12 protein-coding genes and 1 pseudogene are annotated in these 14,295 nt (G+C 52.5%); 7 read left to right on the top strand and 6 right to left on the bottom strand.

The features are described 5' to 3' along the window. Positions 1 to 7 precede the first annotated feature (7 nt). Complete coding sequence (locus F8N80_RS14150) at positions 8 to 193, bottom strand: ribbon-helix-helix protein, CopG family (RefSeq protein ID WP_077185744.1); 186 nt, start codon at positions 191 to 193, stop codon at positions 8 to 10. Positions 194 to 278: 85 nt separating this feature from the next. After that, positions 279 to 1,571, bottom strand: coding sequence for a malate dehydrogenase (locus tag F8N80_RS14145; protein WP_150784057.1), 1,293 nt, complete (start codon positions 1,569 to 1,571; stop codon positions 279 to 281). 122 nt (positions 1,572 to 1,693) lie between these two features. Between F8N80_RS14145 and F8N80_RS14140 the strand changes: the two genes are divergently transcribed. Beyond that, the gene (locus F8N80_RS14140) at positions 1,694 to 2,326 is read left to right on the top strand and encodes a trimeric intracellular cation channel family protein (protein ID WP_150784056.1); all 633 of its coding nucleotides are present in this window, start codon (positions 1,694 to 1,696) and stop codon (positions 2,324 to 2,326) included. A 29-nt stretch (positions 2,327 to 2,355) separates the two neighbouring features. Here the strand turns inward: F8N80_RS14140 and F8N80_RS14135 are convergent, their stop codons facing one another. Continuing rightward, positions 2,356 to 3,945, bottom strand: coding sequence for a class I SAM-dependent methyltransferase (locus F8N80_RS14135; RefSeq protein WP_224790367.1), 1,590 nt, complete (start codon positions 3,943 to 3,945; stop codon positions 2,356 to 2,358). A gap of 102 nt (positions 3,946 to 4,047) precedes the next feature. After that, positions 4,048 to 5,088, bottom strand: a complete 1,041-nt coding sequence (locus tag F8N80_RS14130) for a hypothetical protein (protein WP_150784055.1) — start codon at positions 5,086 to 5,088, stop codon at positions 4,048 to 4,050. Positions 5,089 to 5,200: 112 nt separating this feature from the next. Between F8N80_RS14130 and F8N80_RS14125 the strand changes: the two genes are divergently transcribed. The 5 genes and pseudogenes from F8N80_RS14125 to F8N80_RS14105 all read left to right on the top strand — a co-directional run bounded on the left by F8N80_RS14125 (position 5,201) and on the right by F8N80_RS14105 (position 10,341). Beyond that, entirely contained in the window at positions 5,201 to 5,488 is a 288-nt protein-coding gene (locus tag F8N80_RS14125) for a hypothetical protein (protein WP_046031609.1), read from the top strand. A 259-nt stretch (positions 5,489 to 5,747) separates the two neighbouring features. Next, positions 5,748 to 7,298, top strand: coding sequence for an IS21 family transposase (gene istA, locus F8N80_RS14120; RefSeq protein WP_150784054.1), 1,551 nt, complete (start codon positions 5,748 to 5,750; stop codon positions 7,296 to 7,298). Next, on the top strand, positions 7,295 to 8,038 hold the full coding sequence (gene istB, locus F8N80_RS14115; RefSeq protein ID WP_150784053.1) for an IS21-like element helper ATPase IstB: 744 nt from the start codon (positions 7,295 to 7,297) through the stop codon (positions 8,036 to 8,038). The genes istA and istB overlap by 4 nt, the downstream gene beginning before the upstream one ends. Before the next feature lie 249 nt (positions 8,039 to 8,287). Beyond that, positions 8,288 to 9,072: pseudogene (locus F8N80_RS14110) on the top strand (inositol monophosphatase family protein). Positions 9,073 to 9,807: 735 nt separating this feature from the next. Then, the gene (locus tag F8N80_RS14105) at positions 9,808 to 10,341 is read left to right on the top strand and encodes a BRO-N domain-containing protein (protein WP_150746170.1); all 534 of its coding nucleotides are present in this window, start codon (positions 9,808 to 9,810) and stop codon (positions 10,339 to 10,341) included. A gap of 177 nt (positions 10,342 to 10,518) precedes the next feature. Here the strand turns inward: F8N80_RS14105 and F8N80_RS14100 are convergent, their stop codons facing one another. Next, the gene (locus F8N80_RS14100; RefSeq protein ID WP_150746161.1) at positions 10,519 to 11,616 is read right to left on the bottom strand and encodes an HNH endonuclease; all 1,098 of its coding nucleotides are present in this window, start codon (positions 11,614 to 11,616) and stop codon (positions 10,519 to 10,521) included. A gap of 473 nt (positions 11,617 to 12,089) precedes the next feature. Here F8N80_RS14100 and F8N80_RS14095 point away from each other — a divergent pair, with 473 nt between their 5' ends. After that, the gene (locus tag F8N80_RS14095; protein WP_150784052.1) at positions 12,090 to 13,079 is read left to right on the top strand and encodes a hypothetical protein; all 990 of its coding nucleotides are present in this window, start codon (positions 12,090 to 12,092) and stop codon (positions 13,077 to 13,079) included. Positions 13,080 to 13,082: 3 nt separating this feature from the next. Here the strand turns inward: F8N80_RS14095 and F8N80_RS14090 are convergent, their stop codons facing one another. Then, complete coding sequence (locus F8N80_RS14090; protein WP_150784051.1) at positions 13,083 to 14,273, bottom strand: hypothetical protein; 1,191 nt, start codon at positions 14,271 to 14,273, stop codon at positions 13,083 to 13,085. Positions 14,274 to 14,295: the final 22 nt, after the last annotated feature.

Genomic DNA, 14,295 nt, shown 5'->3' with positions numbered 1-14,295 from the left:
AGACGAATCACTTACCATTGGCTGCAATTCTGCTTTTGGTCGAGTAGGACACGCCATGCGTCTCCAGGTAGTCCCGAATAAGCTGACGAACGACCTGAGAAGGCGTCAGATCCTGAGACGCACAAAGCTCCTCAAGTGCTTTTTTCTTGACGGGATCAATGAGCACAGTTAATCGTGCAGTCTTATTTTCCATGGAATTACCGGTACCCTAAAACGTTCGATGATAATCAAATTATAATAGGCAGAGGGTTATTTGTCACCGGTTAGGTTCGTTACAGCTAGCTAGATTGACCGTGATCAAAAAGTGGCGACGGTACGTCAACCAGAAACGGGTAAAAGAAGGGATAGATAGACGGGTAATGGGCAGGAAAACTGATCCTGGCCTCTCCCGAATCAATCGCCGCCCTGGCCACTGCGCCGGCAACCACCGAGTGCAAGCGCCCATCCAAAGGCTTGGGAACAATGTAATCCTTTCCCAGCACCAGCCTGTCGACGTTGTAGGTTCGCAGTACGTCTAACGGCACCGGTTGCAAAGCGAGCAGGTGCAAAGCACGGATCGCAGCAATCTTCATGGCTTCATTTATACATCGCGCTCTAACGTCCAAGGCTCCTCGGAAGACGAAGGGCGAAGCCAAGCAGTTGGCTAACTCATTTGGATGATCGAAGCTGTCGGTGGCGAGAATTAAATCCGTCCGAATTTCACGAGCCTGCCAAGGCAAAATCGCTTGAAAGGGGCCCGCGTAGGCAAACACGATGGGGTTGCTTGCCATCGACAGAATTGCTTCCGGTGTTAACCAGTCTGGATCTGCAACACCAATAAAAACGTCAGATCCCTTCATTGCCGCGGGCGAGTGCTGTGTGAGTCCATTCTGAACAGTTTGCCCCAACTGCGCTATCGTGCGGACACAGCCGGTTGTTACGACAATGCGAGATTTGTGGGCTCCCAAGTTCAGTAGCAACCTCACACACTCGACCGCCGCACGCCCGTGCAGGCCGCAGACGATTCTGACGTCTTTAAGTTTTTTGCCCTGAACTTTTAATGCCGTCAGCAGGCTGGCCACCACAACGATTGCCATTCCGTGTGGTTCATCTGAGAACACCGGGATGTCGCATCGAGCGATCAGCGCTTGTTCGATCTCCAGGCTCTGAGACTCAGCCATGCCATCCAGATGTACGCCACCGAAGGTGTCGGCAATGCGAACGACCGTATCAATGAATGCTGCCGATTCGCTGGTGTTGACCTGGATATCTACCGCGTTGATCTTGGCCAGGCGTCTAAACAGGAGCGCCTTTCCCTCCATCACCGGCTTGCTGGCAAGAGACCCCAGGTTGCCCAGATGCAGAATTGACGAGCCGTCGGAAATGATTGCGACGAGATTGCCCTTACCCGTAAAGCGGTAAGCGTCATCCGGATTTTTCGCGATTGCCAAGCAAGGCTGTGCCACCCCTGGGCTATACGCCATTGCCAGATCGCCGACCGTTTCGACCCGCACGCTTGATTCGACGGTGGTTTTTCCAAGAGCAAAATCCTCATGACGATACGCCGCTGTGTTTTTTGGTCCTGTCTTCATCGCACGCCTCGATTGTACATTTATTATAATACTATGATAATGTAATTAGACCCTGATGTGTGCCTTTGAAGGGGCCTCATTTCAAGGGCTTTTCCCATTTGCAGTACAGGCTGGTTACGTAGATGAAGGCTTACCACGCTGGTTGGGTGATCTATTACTGTGAGTTGTTAGGCGTTGCAGCCTTCGCAGTGACAGGCACCCTAATGGCAGGGCGAAAATCGTTGGACTGGTTTGGCGTAATCACCATCAGTTTAGTCACCGCTTTAGGCGGCGGTGCCTTGCGTGACGTACTGATGGCTCATTATCCGATCGAGTGGGTTTCCAATGAGAATGGCTTTTTGGTAGGGGTTAGTGCTTCGCTGGGAACCATGATTTGGGCGAAGACCTTGAAAACCTTCAACGAGAGGGTGTTGTTGGTAGCCGATGCATTTGGATTGGCTGTATTTACGGTCACAGGAACAGATATGGCTCTTCAGCAAAACCTCCCTCCCAGCATCGCAGTGATCATGGGTGTAGCTACCGCAGTCGCTGGGGGTGTGATGCGTGATGTGTTGTGTAACGAAATACCGTTGGTGTTTAGACGTGAGGTTTATGCATCCATCAGTATTTTGGGTGCCGTCGCCTACATCACGCTGCTGGATTTGCAGATTTCACTTGAAGTAGCGTCTGCAATTGCCATTGCGTTCGTTTTTGTCAGCCGTATTGCCGCCATTCGTTGGAAATGGATGCTACCTAAGTTCCATGTAGTCGATTGATCTTGTTGGTTGGCCGATAAAGCTACGCCCTATAAGAAAACATGAGTGATGCTTAAGTCATCTCTGCCCCCCCCATCCTTGAGGCTGCTCCTGCAGCCTTTTTTTTCCTTCGCCATTAGATGATTGCGCGTCAAGGGAAGAGCTAAAAAGCTACCTGCACGTTTACTCGACATTATCTGGTAGGCCCCCAGGTCACCAGCTTCGAACTCGAGTGCGCACGCCGTCATATACAGACGCCATGTGCGGTAGGTGACCTTGCTGACCAATCCCAACACCTGATCCTTGTTCGCCTCGAGCCTCTCAACCCAACGCTTGAGCGTCAGCGCGTAATGGTGGCGTAGCGCTTCGACGTCGGCGATTTCGAATAGGCAATGCTCCATCGCCTGCTGGATATGGCTGACGGTATCGAGTTGGCCTTCGGGGAAAATGTAGTGATCGATAAACAGGGTGGACAAGGTTTCTTTCCACCCATGCACATCGTGAGTAATTCCTTGATTGAGGAAAAGACCGCCGGGTTTCAAGAGGCGATACACGGCCGTGAAGTAGCGTGGCAGATTCTCCAGGCCGACATGCTCAAACATGCCGAGGCCGGTCACCTTGTCGTAAATTTCTTCGCCCGGATGAGTGTGGTAGTCAGCGACCTCGACGGTGACCAGATCTTGTAGGCCCGCTTCGCAAATTTTTTCTCGTGTAATGTCCATCTGTTGCTGGTTGGTGGTGATGCCATGGGCCCGCACACCAAAATTACGTGCGGCATAAATGATCAGTGCTCCCCAACCACAACCGATATCAAGCAGATGATCGCCGCGCTTGAGCATTAGTTTGCGGCAGATCAGGTGGAGCTTTTGCTGCTGCGCTTGTTCCAGTTCGTCGTCGATGCGCTTGAAGTAGGCGCAGGAATAGACCATCGACTCATCCAGCCACAACTCGTAGAAAGCGCTCGGCAAAGTGTTGTGAAAGGCGATGGTCTCTAGATTTGCGGTTCGGGACCGTATGTTAACTCGACGTGAATGGAGCCTCGGGTGATGGTGTCGAGCAGGCTTACTGCGAAGGATCGCCAGTTTTAAGCGCAGCGCCGCGGTAATCGCTTCAAGTCGATCGAGACCGCGAATGCTTAGGTTCCCCAGGTGGTCTTTCAGTGCTAAGGCGCTGAAAAGATCGCCGTCGATATCGATGTCTTCACGAAGATAGGCATCAATCCAACGCAGGGGGGTACGCCCAATTGCCAGGTTCAGTACTGCCTGTGGGCTACGAAATATCAGGGTAAATGGGGGAAGCGGTTTCTCCACGGCTTTACCGAGTCGCATGCTTGTCCCGTTCCACAACCGTACGCTAAGGCCGCCGCGATAGGCACGAAAAAGCAGTTCGAGCAGGTCAGAGGCGGCCATTGCTGCTTGATCACTCTGTCCCTCGTTGTGAGTCACAATGAGATCCTTTTTGCGCGTAATGACGAGGCACACCGCCAGTATTGATCGTACGGCGTGACTGCATTCTTTCGCGTGCACGGTGTTGATGCGCGACCGATGACTGACATCAGATTTGCCCTGGATGACTATAGCCCTTGGGGTGTCATGATGTGCGTCATGTCTAGGTAGTTTTTGTTTGATGTCCTGTTTCATGGCCCAGACTGGTTGAGTCACACAACCCAAAGCAGCCGTTCAGATTCACGCGTAACGGTTGCATCCATAGAATCTGCTGAGATTCTTTTCATGTGATTCCACTTACAGGAACAGATCTACCGGAGGAAAGTGCTCTGAACGCCCTTCAAGAATACATTTCCAACCCCACGTTCGAAGAGCAGAGCCACGCTCAAAATCTTTGACAAGCTCAGTTGAGAAGTCCTTTAGATCAGACTTGAGCTCAAACTGAGGCTTCATGGCGTATTCAACGTCCATGCCCATCTTTCCGTGAATCAGCCTCTGCATAACTTTTGCTCTCTGGGGCCAGCTCAAACTTTTGCCTCTTCTGTCTTCATTCTGATAAACCATAGCATTCAAATGGGCTGACGCATGCACGTAGTCACTACTTATCATCCAAACTTTCAGGTGGGGTAAAGTCCCTAGGGGTAAGATGTGCTCAATTACCCAGTCCAAGAACGGAAGTGCAATGTGTCTAGCTTGGAGTTCAACTCCAATCATTAAAAGTACGTTGTGTAGCGTAAGTGCAACTTTTACAGCGGTGACACTGCGCTTTTGCTCAGTCGCTTCAAGCACTAAACAGATCAGACAAGCTACGCAGTCGAGGCTAACTCGCTTCTCTAGTTTATCTAACAATCGTTGTGTGACAGATTCGCGTTTTGAATACGCGGATAATCCTGAGAATCCTGACGAAAATACTACTGCTTGCACATCCACGCTCAGCGTTCTCATATAGGCGTCTGCATCAATATTCTTGTGATCTACGGATCGCATTATTTCCCAAAGAGGATGCTCCAACTCCCGAGTCGAACCAGGTGCCAGATGTTCAACGCGCCTAAGCGTTTTTGACTTCGGGGTATTTAAGTCTTTCTCGTACCCTGACCATTTACTTCGATAGTGACGAATTGTCCCATTGCTGTTTCGCTGAAACGATTCCCTTTCGAAATGTTGTTCCAGTGCGTATGCGGAAGACAGGAAAGTTCGGGCCTTCAGCCCTTCATACCAATAGCGAACTCGTAACGTCTCAATCGGGTTGCGTCGAGTAGCTTTTTTTTCACAATAATTGTTCCGCATTTCATGTGAGAACGCTGTATGGATTTCAGCGATTCGTTGAAAATCAGACATCTACGATGATCCCGCGAAAGCCCGTACCGTAAAAAATGTAGAAGTCTTACGGCTGGAAGGCAAGAACCCTGTTTATTAACATGAAGCGTGACTACACAGGACAAGCCGCGTCATGCAAGAACACATCGAGATAGAGACTCTCGCCTCCGAATTGGAGGACGACCTAGTAGATCGCTACGGGCTGATGCTAGGCAGTACCGCGTTATGGCGTGAGTTGGGCTATGCGTCGCATGAGGCTTTCCGCAAAGCCAAACAGCGAGGGCGAATTGAAGTGCCCTTGTTCGACGTACCAAACCGGCGCGGATCGTTTGCTTTATCTAAAGAGGTTGCAACCTGGATTGCAAAGCAGCGTTTCGCGCCTGCAAAGCAGGCTGACGCAATGCAAAAAGAAGCACATTGATTAGATCAACATGATCAGCCACAGAAAAAAGAGGTATCGAAATGAGAGGTGACTGAACCGCAACACGGTGGTTCAGGAGCACAAAAAAGCCCGGGGTTGGCGCCCCAGGCTTTTTTTGGTTATGTCAGGTTTCGAGTCCAAGACATCGCCATTCTGTGTTCCCCTGCGTTCGGCGTCAAGCCGGCCAAACCCCGTTCATCTGTAAATTTCACACGGCGCGATTTGTGAGGCGTTCACACGCCTGTCGCGGGGAGGAACGATGAGGCTACCAATTGAAAAACAACGCGAGGTGCTGCGCCTTGCGGCTGACAACAAGCTGTCCAACCGTGCCATTGGCCGGTTAGCGAAGGTGTCACACAATACAGTTCGCACAATCCGAGATCAGCAGGAGCAAAGCGGTGAAACCTGGGAAAGCCTCAGGCCACTCGACAATAAGGCGTTTACTGCCCGGCTGTTCAGCGACGCAAGAGGATCAACCAACAGGAAGGTTTGTCCGCAGTGGTTGGAAGTACACGACCAGTTGCGATTGCCCGACATGACACTGGAGTTGTTGTGGCAGGAGTTTAGGGAAAAAGAGCCTTCTGGGGTTTCATATGCTCAATTCACCCGCCTATACCGTGCTTGGCTGAATACGCAAAAGGTCAGCATGAGGCAGGTACACCTGCCGGGTGACAAGATGTTCGTCGATTTTTGCGGACGGACCATGCCTATAACAAATCCAGTGACAGGCGTCGTCACTACCGCTCAGATTTTCGTCGCTACTCTGGGAGCCTCGGGATACCTATTCGCGATAGCCGTCGAAAGTCAGACAACTCAGGATTGGTTGCGTTGTCACGTGCGCGCATTGGAGTTCTTTGAGGGAGTACCTAGGTTTGTTGTTCCCGATAACCTAAAAGCCGCAGTGCTCAAAACCACTCGCGACCAACTCGTACTGAATCGTGCGTATTCCGAGCTCTCGGAACATTACGCATTTACCATCACGCCTGCCAGACCTCGTAAACCCAAGGACAAATCGTTGGGTGAAATAGGTGTTCAGATTGTTCAGAGGTTTGTACTTGCTAGGCTCCGGGCGCGTACATTTTTCTCGCTAGACGAACTTAACGAACAAATTGCTTATTGGACTGGCGTTCTGAACGACAGAATAACTCGAACCTACCCCAAAAGCAGAATGGCGCGCTTTCTTGAAGTTGAATCACCAGCTTTGCAGGCACTCCCCGAAAGAAGTTATAACTATAGCCAGTGGATTTACCATGTCAGGGTCGGTAGCGATTATCACGTGCAGTTCAACGAGCATAATTACTCGGTTCCTTATCACTTTGCCAATCAGATAGTAGATCTGCGCATAAATGATGAGTGGCTTGAAGTCAGCTTCCAACGACAAATTATTAGCACGCATCGGGTGGAACTCGGTCGCGGCACCAGTACATTACGAGAGCATTTGTCCCCTAACCATGGACACTTTCAGGATTCACAACCGGAGATGCTGTTAGCGTGGGCACAAAGTATTGGCCCAGAAACCTTTTTTTACGTCAAAAAAAATCTCGATGACAGAAGGGACTTCGCCACAGGGCTACGAGCTGTAGTCGCGCTCAGGCGCGACGTGCGTAAGGGACAAATTCTATCGTCCCGATTGGAGTCGGCTTGTGCCTACGCTAATTCGCTCAACATTTTGAGTTCCGAACGGCTGCGTTCGATTTTGCGCAACGGGTCTGACCGGCGGCCTGCATTGAAAATTTCAGCGCCACTCATTGAGCATTCAAACATTCGGGGCGCTCAGTACTACGCCACCCAGGGAGATGAACCAGTATGAAACAAGTATTGAACACCTCTCAGGGGTTGCTGAACCTTGGTTTGACTGGAATGGCGATCGCGTATGAGCGTCAGCTTGAAGAGCCTGCTCTGCTTAAACAGCCTTTCGATACGAGGCTCGGTCTGATGATGGAGGCGGAGACATCTCAGCGTGAGACCAGAAAGATTGAGCGACTGCTCAAGGCAGCTAAGCTGCGCGAGTCGGAAGCGACCCTAGAAAACATTGAGTTCAAAGCCAATAGAGGGCTTGATCGCAACGAAGTCATGACCTTGGGTGAGTGTGAGTGGCTGCGTCGCCGGCAAAATATTATCATCACCGGCGCGACCGGTACCGGGAAAACCTGGTTGGCTTGTGCTTTTGGAAACCAAGCCTGTAGGCTCGGCTCACCTACGGTTTATCGCACCGCCACAAAGCTATTCGAAGAAATATCCCTCTCCTACGCGGATCACACGCTCCCGAAACTTCGCCGCCAGTTGATCCGGGCCGAGCTCCTGATCATTGATGATCTTGGTATCGGTGGAATTGATGCGCAGCTTGGTCCTTTCCTTCTCGATGTCATTGATCAACAGTCTCAAAACGGCTCTCTGCTGATTACCAGCCAGTATCCGAAAGAGAAATGGTACGACTTGTTTACTGACCCGACGATTGCGGACGCTATCCTTGATCGCATCGTACACAAATCTCACGTTATTCAGCTCAAAGGAGAATCTATGCGTAGGGTTAAAAGCCGGAAACGCTGAGGTTCTCGTCCAATATAAAGGCCCTTCCAGCGCGTGCTAAGACGTCACCGGACTACGATTGGTCAAGGTGTATGCAACTGGTCAAGTCGAATGCAAATGCCTGGTCAGATGCCATGCAACTGATTGTTCCATAGCACAATTCACACAGTGAGACGTAGCGCCAGAATTGGCGCGCCGGCCTACCTATAATTAATCACAGCTGCCTTTAGGAGATTTCCTCAAGTCGGCTTACCAGCCTAAAGGAGCATTATGTCTAGCCCAGATCTTTCAGAGCTTCTCGCTCAAGTGACCGAGATTGTTGAGCGCGCAGGCGTTCTGCTTTCCGAGGAGTGGAACCGTCCGGATGGACCGCGTGGCTGGGGTGACAAGGCTGTGATTTTTGGGGGGAAGAAACGGGCCACGTCCTCACTGGGCACGCTTGGTGTTGGGTTGTAGACCCTAACGATGGCACGAGTGATTTTTTGAAGGGCTTGAAGGGATCGGCCGTGTCGGTTGGGCTACTGCATAACGCTATTCCCGTGCTCGGGGTTGTACACGCACCAGTGACTTCCAGTGGGCTAGCCGATTGCATCAGTTGGGCGGAGGGTAATCCCCATGTGATTCGCAACGGCCAATCAATAGACGTCTTTCTCGCCGATAAAAAGCTTTCGAGCGACAGCACAATCATGGTGAGTGCAGCAGCAATGAACAACCCAGAACTCAATCGACAGCTGTGTGCTCCAGGACAATTCCATGCAATGCCATCAATCGCTTACAGACTGGCAAGAGTGGCCGCGGGAGACGGGGTATGCGGTGTCTCGCTCTACGCTGTTTCAGCGCATGATGTCGTGGCTGGGCATGCGCTGTTGAGAAGTGCGGGAGGCGTTTTATTGGATGAGAATGGGGTCGCCATACGTTACGCGACAAAGGCAAACATGATAACTGTTTCGCAACGGTGCTTTGGTGGTTCACCCTCGGTATGCCACGAATTAGCCACCCGCGAGTGGGACCAAGTGTTCAGATCTAGCGCCATAGATCACAAGTCTGACGCATAGCCATCAGAAAGCTTCAGGCCCTGGCTCAACGCCAGTAAAGGTGATTTCCACTGGCTCACCTTCACGCTGCCACGCCAACTGATAGACCAGCCATTGGTGTTCTCCCTCACAGCGATCCGCCACGAGCAGTAGGGTCCATCCTGCCCTCAGCAACCTATTGGCATTTTCCTCGCTCCGGGTGCTGATCAGCGTTTTCGTATGCTCAATGCCCACGATAAATTATCCCTCACCATCAAGATGATCGACTTGAATGCCGATGCTTCGATTTTTATGTCGATACTAGCTCCGGTGGAGCGGAAGTGCAGGATCCCACTGCAATGTCCAATCAGCTCTTCCGGCTGTCTTGATCTTCGCGGGGCGTACCTACCTCCCTAGATTAAACCGTGACTAACTCCGCTGTCAGGTAACCCTCAAAAGATAGAGAGACAATTCCAATCCTTCTGGTCAGCTCGAATGCAAACAAGTGGTCAGTGGGAATGCAAACGACTGGTCAAGTCGAATGCAAACGGGTGGGCAAGTCTGTGCAATTACCCACAACGTAGAAAGCTTGGCCAATCACTTAGATCTGCAATCACCTTTAGGTGGTTTGTCGTTCTGGTGTGTGATGGTTTTGCTCGTTGGGATTTCTTAAGTCCACTCTACGTTGGGTTCGGGCCCTTCAAAATCTAAACGTAGAGGTAATGGATATGCCTACACATGATCGACCCCACTCTCTCGAAATTCTGGAGATCAGCTATGTCTGATCCCTTCTCGGTAATGGCCTTCTCCCGCCACAACCTCGTCCTCCATGCCCTCCTCCTGGAAAACCAAGCATGGTTTTGCGCCCGCGATTTTGGTCGATTGATGGGTTTTCATCTGAGTGATCGGGTGGTCAGTAAACTCGACGAAGATCAGCGGCATACGTTGTTGATTGAGTACCACGGGCAACCGGAAAAACGGTTGATGCTCAGCGAGTCCGGTGTGTATGCATTGTTGGTTTATCACTACGCTCCGGGGAATCGGTTGTTGCGCGAGTGGCTGACTCATCAAGTGGTGCCGGCCTTGCGCGATGCGGGACCGTCGAAGAATGAGGATCGGCCGATGTTGAGTTTGTTGGATTGGCCGGAGATGTCGTTGAGTCTGTTGCATTGGCAGGATGAAGGCTGGATTCGACTGCGGGACATGCCTTATCTGTTGTTAGGTCGCACACGCCGGCGCGTGCCAGCGGTTAAGCCTTGGTGGCGTAAGGTCTTGGAGGCGTTTCACTCTTCGAAGCATTCGGTCGGTTAGACCTTTTAGGATCGACAGAAAGAAGCGTCGCAGTTCTCTGTAAGTATTTTCGTAGACAGGCCACTCAGTATCGTCCGAGGGTTTTCAACCCTCGGCGATGTTATGAGCGTAAAGAAGAAAGAAAGCGACTGGAGCGCTCTTGAGATTTAGGGCCAATTGCCTTGGCATATCGCTCAATCAGCTTTCAATTACTTCCAACCGCTGCTTCAGCCTCTCATTCACCAACGCCCCGTGCACTCCAGAATGAATTTCCCGATGACAACTTGGGCATACAGCCCCCACGTAGCGTGGATGATCTAACCCACCATCTGAGAGCCGGTTGACGTGATGCGGCTCTAGGTAGGGTCTGCCATCCTTCTTCATAAAAGGAGCCGGCCTCTCACAGCTCTCGCATTCCCCCTGAGCACGCATCAGCACATAGTGCGCAACCTGACGGCTGCGCTGATAGATCTTACGAGGAGCGGATTGCCCTAACTCATCACTGCCAGGCTTACATGCAGCCAGCGCAGCCAACCGCGCAGCAGCCAAAGAGTCGGGAAGATCAGCCTTATCCTCATCCTCTTCTTCAGCCTCAATCATTCCACTAGGAATGCCCACAGGGACTAATCGAAAAACAATTGCCGTCCGAGCCTGGCCGCTCACATCCGGCTGGGTTCGCTGAAACATGTCGGCGCAAGAAAACTCGCCCACGTAAGCGTTGCCATTACCTTTGCCGAGGGTCTTAAACAAGTGCAGCGCTCGGCCATCCTCGGCATGCTCGGCAATGGCTCGGTTGCCGCGGATCAAAGTCATCGGCCCGCGTTGTCCTTCACCCGTGTAAAAGTACGCCCCCTCTTCCCAACGGTCAGCATATCCGTATTGCTCACCACTATCGCCTGTGAACAAAAAAATCACAGGGTAGGTAGCGGATGCTGCAATGCCGCTTTGCAGGCTTCCGCCGAACGGTCCGTTGATCTCAGTTTTTCGGTCGTAAACAGCTCCCGGCGTGAACTGCAACACAGGCTCGCCTTCACCACGCGGCAACTCCACAATAGTGAAGCCTCGCTTTTCTAGGAAACTGTTGGTCGGGCGCCCACCAGAGAATTCATTTACGGCAATGCCGGTTGCCAAAGAGACAATTTTCTTCGCCGGATACAGTTCACCGCCCGCGTGAACGGCATAACGGTGAGCTAGGTTTTTTTCCCAGCCCTGCCACTCACGCCTACTCCGAAACCTACGATCAAACTCCAGCATCGCTTTGTCTATTCGTTCCTTCGAAACTGCTTTGATCACCACGAGCGCGGCCCTTTATCGACAATTGCCGTAGGAAAATTCCTACAACCGTCAAAGTAGCAAAGGGTTTCAATACGTAACAGGGCGAAAAGCCACTATTTATAAGCGCGATTGCTCAAAAAGCAGTCATATGACTCACGCCCCGTCTCATCATCCTTCAGTGGTCACTGAAAGAAGGCGTACCAGGAAGTAAGCAATTGCCAAGAACGACGAACAACGGATGCATCGTGGGGGTAAAAAATGCTTCGATGCCGGTAGGTATGGGGTTACAAGAGAGCGGCACCTTCTCCCCAGCTGCAAATAGGAATATCTGGAGCTTTGCTTCGTGCAACTTCCCTTGTATGCGTTCAGTCATGGGTAGCAGACCTGACCTTTTCAAAACTGGCTTTTCAACCCTTCGATTGATTCAACACGTGCGCCACAACTCGCCACCCGCTATTAATACTCTATCCACCTCTCACGGACCCGAGCCCACCATGAAATTCAACCTCGCCTACTGCCTCAGCCTCGACGCCAAGCTGTCGATCTATGACGTGCGCGATTTGAATTTCGACGAGACGATGGCGTTCGATTCCGCCAAGGAGCACTTCCAGTGCCCCAACGACGCCTGCCGCTTGGCGTTCGAAGCGGCGAATGTGTTGGGGACGTACAACGCCAGGAATGTGAATTACGTGCGCACGCCGCACTTCAAGAACCTTCCCGGCACCCGGCATGTCGAGGGTTGTCCTTATGTCAGTCTGAAGACGCCTGCGTCGGGCGTGGAGGTGGATGGCGCGGAAACGGATGACAGTCGCGAGGAGCATTTCCCGTCGGAGTTGTTGCTGACTCGGCGTGAGTATGTGCGCCAGCCGTCCAGCCCGGCGGTGGTGGCGGATGTCATGCGCGATGATCGCAAACTTCCTTCAGCGGCCAGTGACGTCGATCATCCGACACGGGATTCGGCGCCGGACAAGACCAGTGTCTTCGCCCACCCGGTGGAGTGTTTCGTGTCGAACTTCGAGGACAAGGTGCTGCTCAAGCGCATGCCACTGAAGATTGGCGAGCACACGGCGCCTTATGCATCGTTCTTCAAGAAGATCGAGTACCTGCAGGACAACAAGGGGCTGATCTACTGGGGCAAGATCAAGGAGATCAAGGATTACACCCAGAGTTTTCGCATCGATTTCGAACAGAAGGTCTGGTTCAAGCACGCGGACGAGGCGAAGAAGAAGCCTTATTCGGTCAACGTTTACCTTAGCAAGAAGCTGATCGAGAACTACCGCAAGCGCAAAGCGTTTCTGGAGGAGATCAAGCACGCCATCGACGGTGATGCCGAGCTGTATTGCTTCTTTTATGGGGTGACGCCGGAGTTGAAGCAGGTGCCGAGCAAGAAAAACCCCGAGCAGACGTTCGGGGTGTTCAGTGCCAATGTCGAGAACCTGGACCACTTCATTATTCGTGAGGCGCCGGGGTTGGCGTCGGGCTAGGGATTAATCTTGAGGCAGCTGGAGTTTGACCGCGCCGGGATGTTGCTTGACCACGGAGTACGGCAGCACTGACCAGCCCGGGTCATCGCAATTGCGTTGCACGCGAGCGAAGTACGGTCCCAGGTACAGGCCTTTCGCGGTGAAGTGCCAGTTGGAATAACCCCAGACGCTTTCGTCGGTGTAGTCGCAGCTGTTCTCGTCCGCCGGTTTCATCATCTCGTCGGGATACAGTGTGGTGAATTGCTTGATCAGCCAGGGTACGAACACTTCGCGCTGATAAGTGAATCGCGCTTTGTCCTCTTCCTTGGTCAAGGATGCATCGCCCGCGCCGTCGCGATCGGCGTGCAGCAGTGGCTTGCCTTTGCCCACCCACAGCACGTCTTCCAACGACAGGCTATGACCGGTGTGAACGTCGAGGTTGATCGGCGAATTGCCAAAATCCGGGTGAGCGCCGCCGCAGCTGTAGCTGGTGGAGATGTTCAGGCTGACCACGTCGGGCGATAGAAATTGGGGGCCGACATCTTGGTCGAACTCGGCATCATCTGACCCGTGCAGCAGACAGCCGTGGTAGCTGATGACTTCGCTCCAGAGTCGCTCCAACAATTGCTGATTGATCCGCTGCTGGTCGGCTTTCGGGTAGCCGGACTCGATGCTGAACATGGAGAGACTGGACTCAGGCTCCGTCCACCATTGCAGGTCGTAGCCCATGAAGGATTCTTTCTTGCCCGGTTTGAGTTTCAAGCCTTGCAGGCGCAGATATTCGTAAGGGTCGCTGCTCGACAGCGCGGCGATGAAGGGCAAGGCGTCCGCCGCCGGTGCCGGGGGCCTGGCCTCGGTCAGCTGAATTTGCAGGATTTTGCCCTTGGGGCTCTTCCATTCGCCTTGCCAGCCGCTGGCCGTTTCTTGCAGCTTCAGGGTTGGCAGGGGTTTGTCATCGCCGTAGCGGTTATTGCCTTCGGTTAGGGTCAGGGTGTTTTTTTGCCGCGAGCCGCTCAGTTCCAGGTCGCGATGGTATTTCTCATAGAAGTAGCGGCCGGTCACTTCGTCAGCCTGGAGGGGGTTCAGCTCCAGCACGATCGGCATCTTGCCTAGCGTGCCGGTGAGCACTCGCCTGCCGGCCTCGGCATAAGCCGTGGAACACAACATGAGTAACAGTGCGGCGACTGGCGCCAGGCGCAACAATCCGTTGAGCATTGATTGATCCCTAACGTAATGG

Source organism: Pseudomonas fluorescens (assembly GCF_902497995.1).
Classification (GTDB): Bacteria; Pseudomonadota; Gammaproteobacteria; order Pseudomonadales; family Pseudomonadaceae; genus Aquipseudomonas; species Aquipseudomonas fluorescens_BK.
Note: the sequence above shows the minus strand (reverse complement) of the source record. Positions and strands in the feature narration are given on the sequence as shown.

Bases quoted from the DNA above. Each gene is read 5' to 3' on its own strand.
- F8N80_RS14150 (WP_077185744.1), bottom strand. From the start codon at position 193: ATGGAAAATAAGACTGCACGATTAACTGTGCTCATTGATCCCGTCAAG.
- F8N80_RS14145 (WP_150784057.1), bottom strand. From the start codon at position 1,571: ATGAAGACAGGACCAAAAAACACAGCGGCGTATCGTCATGAGGATTTT.
- F8N80_RS14140 (WP_150784056.1), top strand. From the start codon at position 1,694: ATGAAGGCTTACCACGCTGGTTGGGTGATCTATTACTGTGAGTTGTTA.
- F8N80_RS14135 (WP_224790367.1), bottom strand. From the start codon at position 3,945: ATGAAACAGGACATCAAACAAAAACTACCTAGACATGACGCACATCAT.
- F8N80_RS14130 (WP_150784055.1), bottom strand. From the start codon at position 5,088: ATGTCTGATTTTCAACGAATCGCTGAAATCCATACAGCGTTCTCACAT.
- F8N80_RS14125 (WP_046031609.1), top strand. From the start codon at position 5,201: ATGCAAGAACACATCGAGATAGAGACTCTCGCCTCCGAATTGGAGGAC.
- istA (WP_150784054.1), top strand. From the start codon at position 5,748: ATGAGGCTACCAATTGAAAAACAACGCGAGGTGCTGCGCCTTGCGGCT.
- istB (WP_150784053.1), top strand. From the start codon at position 7,295: ATGAAACAAGTATTGAACACCTCTCAGGGGTTGCTGAACCTTGGTTTG.
- F8N80_RS14105 (WP_150746170.1), top strand. From the start codon at position 9,808: ATGTCTGATCCCTTCTCGGTAATGGCCTTCTCCCGCCACAACCTCGTC.
- F8N80_RS14095 (WP_150784052.1), top strand. From the start codon at position 12,090: ATGAAATTCAACCTCGCCTACTGCCTCAGCCTCGACGCCAAGCTGTCG.
- F8N80_RS14090 (WP_150784051.1), bottom strand. From the start codon at position 14,273: ATGCTCAACGGATTGTTGCGCCTGGCGCCAGTCGCCGCACTGTTACTC.